Origin of the sequence: Microbacterium sp. 13-71-7 (assembly GCF_002257455.1) — a bacterium.
Taxonomy (GTDB): Bacteria; Actinomycetota; Actinomycetes; order Actinomycetales; family Microbacteriaceae; genus Microbacterium.
Map to the genome: position 1 here is coordinate 1 of NZ_NCKN01000259.1, position 5,164 is coordinate 5,164.

A 5,164-nucleotide genomic window follows, 5' to 3' on the forward strand; every position below is an offset into this window, starting at 1 on the left:
GGCCTTCGCCGCCGCGCTCGTCTGCGGGACGGTCGGGGTGTCGCTCATGCGATCCTCCAGTCGACGGGGGCGGCGCCCTGTTCCTCGAGCAGCGCGTTGACACGGGAGAACGGGCGGGATCCGAAGAATCCGCGGCTCGCCGAGAGCGGCGAGGGATGCGCTGATGCGACGATCGGGGTGTCGCCGAGCATGGGCCTGAGTCCCTCAGCGTCACGGCCCCAGAGCACCGCGACCAGCGGGACGTCCCGCGCGACGAGCGCGCGGATCGCGAGCTCGGTGACCTTCTCCCAGCCCCACCCGCGATGCGAGGCCGGCGTGCCGGGGCGCACCGTGAGCACCCTGTTCAGCAGCATCACGCCCTGATCGCTCCAGGCCGAGAGATCGCCGTGCGGAGCGGGCGCGATGCCGAGGTCCGTCTCGAGCTCCCGGTAGATGTTGCCGAGGCTGCGCGGCAGCGGGCGCACGGCCCGGTCCACGGCGAAGGACAGTCCGATCGGATGCCCGGGGGTGGGATAGGGATCCTGCCCGACGATCAGCACCTTGACGTCGGCGAGCGGGCGGGAGAAGGCGCGCAGCACGTTCTCACCGGTGGGCAGATAGCCCCGTCCCGCCGCGGTCTCCGCGCGGAGCCTGTCGCCGAGCTCCGCCACGAGCGGGGCGACGGGGGCGAGCGCCTCCGCCCAGCCCGCGTCGAGCCGGCCGTCCGCCGCGAGCTCGGCCAGCGACTTCGGCATCAGAGCGCCGCCCGGTCGCTCGAGACGGTCACGCCCTCGGATCCGGCGAACACGCGCCAGACGCTGCCTTCCCCGGCGATCCGCAGGCCCTCGGCGTCCGCGATGAGCACCGTGCTCTCGTCGATCCCGAGCCCGCCGTCGATCGCTCCCGCCTCGGTCGCGGCGATCAGGCGACTGAGCGTGCCCCACTGGGCGACGTGCACGTCGATCGCCACGTCGACCAGGCCGATCCCGGAGACGACGGTGATCTCGTCGAGGTCCTCCGCGGTCTCCTCGGGGGCGATCGCGACCTCGCCGATCCGCCAGCCGCCCAGGATCGCGCGCTCGGCGGCGATCATCGCGCCGGCCGAGAAGCCGAGGTAGGGGGTGCCGGACTGCACGGCGGTGCGGATGACGTCGTAGCCGGCCTCGAGTGCGGAGTGGTACGCGGGGGTCAGTCCTCCGCCGATGACGATCGCGTCGACGCCCTCGAAGACACCGGGATCCACGACGTCGTCGAGCCCCACCGTCACGACCGTGGCGTCGATGGGCGTCGCGCCGTCCGCGGTGAGCGCGTCGAGGAGGTCGCGCGCATGCTTCGCCGACGCGTCCTCCCGCACCGTCACCACGACGATCGAGGGGCGCTCGCGTCCCGCCGCCACGGCGAGCGCCGTCGCCTCCGCCGTGAACGGCGCGTATGCGGCGCGGCCGAACCCGCCGCCGATCAGGTGCACGCCCACGGTCAGTCCTCTCCCCGCGGGCGCAGCGGCCCTCGCGCGAGCAGGTGCGCGGCGGCCTGCGCCACGGGGCGGATCACGACGAGGTCGAGGTTCACATGACCCGGTGCGTTCAGGGCGTAGGCGATCACGTCGGCGACGTCCTCCGCGACCAGCGGCGCCTCGACGCCCGAGTAGACCGCCTCCGCGGCGACCGCGTCCCCGCCGAGCCGGCGCAGGGTGAACTCCTCGGTGTGCACGAGGCCCGGCGCGATCTCGGTCACCCGGATCGGCTCCCCGTTGAGCTCCTGGCGCAGCACCTGCGGGATCATCGACTCGGCCGCCTTGGCCGCGTTGTAGCCGGATCCGCCCGGGTAGGCCTGACGTGCGGCGGTCGAGGTGAGGAACAGCAGGTCGGCGTGGCCGCCGCCCGCTGCCGCGGCGCGCAGCTGCGGCAGCAGCGCCGCCGTGAGCTGCTGCACGGCGAGCACGTTCGCCTCGAACATCCACCGCCACTTCTCCGCGACGCCGTCCTCGACCCGCTCCGTGCCACGGGCTCCGCCGGCGACGTGCACGACCGCGTGCAGCGGACCGGTCTCTGAGAGGTGCGCGGCGAGGCCCGCGATCTGGTCGGCATCGGTGAGGTCGGCCGCGTATGCGGTGGATCCGGTCTCCGCGGCGAGCGCCTGCAGGCGGTCCTCGCGGCGCGCGACGCCCACGACGTCCCAGCCGCTCGCGCGCAGCGCGCGCACCGTCGCCTCGCCGATCCCGGTGCTCGCGCCGGTCACCACTGCGCGTCTGCTGTTCTGGGGACCGTCGTTCGTCACGCTGTTCGCCATGCGACAACGCTACGGGATCCGCGGGCGCGCTTCGACGCGCGAACCGGCCCGATCGTCCCGGCCGATCCGCGCGATTCCGCGACCGGGGCGTGTTACGTCACATTTCTCGTGCCTTGTTGACAGCGCCCGCCTGTTCGTACTCTCGATGCAACGCCGCCGGTCCCCGCACCCGTCGAGAACCACGGCTCCCCTGCCCTGCGACTCGGTTCCGGCGTCGCGCATCCATGAAGGAGACATCATGACCGCTGCGGAGAACTGGCGCTTCGAGACCAAGCAGATCCACTCGGGCGCCGCGCCCGACCCCGTGACGAAGGCCCGCGCGACGCCGATCTACCAGACCACGTCGTACGTGTTCGACAACGCGGACCACGCGGCGAACCTGTTCGCCCTCGCCGAGTTCGGCAACATCTACACCCGGATCCAGAACCCGACGCAGGACGTGCTCGAGCAGCGCCTCGCCGCGCTCGAGGGCGGCACCGGCGCGCTCGTGCTCTCCTCCGGGCAGGCCGCGTCGACGTTCGCGATCCTCAACATCGCCCAGGCCGGGGACCACTTCGTCTCGAGCTCCTCGATCTACGGCGGCACCTACAACCTCTTCAAGTACACGCTCGCCAAGCTCGGCATCGACGTCACGTTCGTCGAGAACCAGGACGACATCGAGGAGTGGCGCCGCGCGGTCCGCCCGAACACGAAGCTGTTCTTCGCGGAGACCATCGGCAACCCGCAGATCAACGTGCTCGACATCAAGGGCGTCGCCGACGCCGCGCACGAGGCGGGCGTGCCGCTCATCGTCGACAACACGATCGCGACCCCCTACCTGATCCGTCCGTTCGAGCACGGCGCGGACATCGTCGTGCACTCCGTCACCAAGTTCCTCGGCGGCCACGGCACCACGATCGGCGGCGCGATCATCGACGGCGGATCCTTCGCCTGGTCGCAGAACGTGGACAGGTTCCCCGGCCTCACCGAGCCCGACCCCTCCTACCACGGCGCCAGCTACACCGCCGCGGTCGGCGACGGCCTCGCCTACATCATCAAGGCCCGCGTGCAGCTGCTCCGCGACCTCGGCTCGGCGATCGCCCCGCAGAGCGCCTGGAACCTCATCCAGGGCATCGAGACGCTGTCGCTGCGCATCGAGCGCCATGTGCAGAACGCCCAGGACATCGCCGAGTGGCTGGACGCCCGCGACGACGTCGCCAGCGTGAACTACTCCGGCCTGCCCACCTCGCCCTGGTACGCGGCCGCGAACACCTACGCCCCCAAGGGCGTCGGCGCCGTGCTGTCGTTCGAGCTGAAGGGCGGCGTCGACGCCGGCCGCGAGTTCGTGAACAACCTGTCCCTGTTCAGCCACCTCGCCAACATCGGCGACGTGCGCTCGCTGGTCATCCACCCGGCCTCCACCACGCACGCCCAGCTCACCCCCGAGCAGCAGCTCACCGCGGGCGTCACCCCTGGTCTCGTGCGCCTCTCGGTGGGTCTCGAGAACATCGAGGACCTGAAGGCCGACCTCGACCAGGCCCTCATCGCGGCACGCAAGGTCTCCGAGGCCGCCCGCGCCTGACCGTCCCTGAGCGGGGGTGCACCGGATCTTCGGATCCGGCGCACCCCCGCTCTTGCGTGCGCGCTGGCGTCGACGCCCCCTCTGGGGATCCAGGCCCCCTCTGAATTGCGTTCCTGGAAGGGGGCGCGGACACTGCGAGGGGGCGTCGACGACAGGGTGGTGCGTGCGGGGGCGGTCGGTCCGCACAGGTCGGCGTCCGCGCGGACTTTGCACCGATCACGGGGACGGCATCCCGCCCGCATGCGCCTGCCGTCAGACTACGCGGATGAAGACGACCATCGGACTCGCACAGGCGCGCGATCTGCTGCGGACGCGTGAGGAACTTCTGGACTCCGGCCGCACCGTGCGGGAGATCCGCGAGCTGGTCGCCGCCGGCCGGGTGATCCGCGTCCGGCGCGACCGCTACGTCGACGCCGTCGCGCACGAGGGTCTCTGGGGCGAGGGGCGTCACCTCGTCGCCGTGGTCGCGGCCCATCTCAACGCGGATCCCCCGGGACCGGTCTTCTGGGGGCCGTCCGCGGCCGTCCTCCTCGGCCTCCCGCTGTACCGTCTCTCGCCGAAAAAAGTGCACACGGTCATCCTCGGCGCGCGGCACGGGCGCACCCGCGCCGGCATTCTTCAGCACGGCGTCGGGCTCGACGAGGCGGACATCGTCGACGTCGACGGGATCCGGTGCACCTCCCCCGAGCGCACCGTGCTCGACCTCGCCTGCACGACGTCGCCGGAAACAGCGCTGTCGGCCGCGGACGCCGCACTGAGACGCGTCGCGGTCGAGGGACATCGCCAGGATCCCGACCGTGCGGCGGACTGGCATCGGCGGATGTCCCTGCGCGCCGCCGTCCGCACCCGCGGGATCCGCCGGGCTCGCGAGATCCTGGATTTCGCGGATGGGCGCGCTCAACTGCCGGGAGAGAGCGTCAGCCGGCTGCAGCTGCACCGCATCGGTTTCACCGGCCTCGAACTCCAGCAGCAGGTGATCGGATCCGAGGGCGACGAGTACTGGATCGACTTCGGATTCCCGCGCAACCGGGTCTTCGGCGAGTTCGACGGTCAGGGCAAGTACGTGGACCCGGCGGTCCGCGGCACGCACAGCGCCGAGGACGCGGTACTCGCCGAGAAGCGTCGCGAGGACGACATCCGTGGGGTCACCGGCTGGCGGTTCGCCCGCTGGGAGGACCGTCATGTCCGCACTCCGGATGCGCTCACGGCACGATTGCAGGCCTTCGGCGTCCGCCCGCCCGCCTGACAACGCCGTCGAGGCCCCTCCCGAGCGTCCACGCCCCCTCTGAGGGGCGCCACTGCGAGGGGGCGTGGATGCTGCGAGGGGGCGTCGAC

Annotated in this window: 5 protein-coding genes; 2 read left to right on the forward strand and 3 right to left on the reverse strand. The window is 71.9% G+C overall.

All coding sequences use genetic code 11. The features are described 5' to 3' along the window. Positions 1 to 44: 44 nt before the first annotated feature. The 3 genes from B7X32_RS18145 to B7X32_RS18155 are packed head-to-tail and all read right to left on the reverse strand — an operon-like array spanning position 45 to position 2,268. Positions 45 to 734, reverse strand: coding sequence for a uracil-DNA glycosylase (locus B7X32_RS18145; protein ID WP_292722857.1), 690 nt, complete (start codon positions 732 to 734; stop codon positions 45 to 47). Then, positions 734 to 1,453: a Type 1 glutamine amidotransferase-like domain-containing protein gene (locus B7X32_RS18150; RefSeq protein ID WP_292722860.1), complete on the reverse strand. Its 720-nt coding sequence runs from the start codon at positions 1,451 to 1,453 to the stop codon at positions 734 to 736. Before B7X32_RS18150 ends, B7X32_RS18145 begins: the two co-directional genes overlap by 1 nt. A 2-nt stretch (positions 1,454 to 1,455) precedes the next feature. Further along, a complete protein-coding gene (locus tag B7X32_RS18155) occupies positions 1,456 to 2,268 on the reverse strand; it encodes an SDR family oxidoreductase (protein ID WP_292722862.1) in 813 nt (270 codons plus the stop codon). A 238-nt stretch (positions 2,269 to 2,506) separates the two neighbouring features. Between B7X32_RS18155 and B7X32_RS18160 the strand changes: the two genes are divergently transcribed. Both B7X32_RS18160 and B7X32_RS18165 read left to right on the forward strand, forming a co-directional pair. After that, a complete protein-coding gene (locus B7X32_RS18160; protein ID WP_292722864.1) occupies positions 2,507 to 3,829 on the forward strand; it encodes a bifunctional o-acetylhomoserine/o-acetylserine sulfhydrylase in 1,323 nt (440 codons plus the stop codon). A gap of 265 nt (positions 3,830 to 4,094) precedes the next feature. Continuing rightward, on the forward strand, positions 4,095 to 5,075 hold the full coding sequence (locus B7X32_RS18165) for a hypothetical protein (RefSeq protein ID WP_292722867.1): 981 nt from the start codon (positions 4,095 to 4,097) through the stop codon (positions 5,073 to 5,075). Positions 5,076 to 5,164 lie beyond the last annotated feature (89 nt).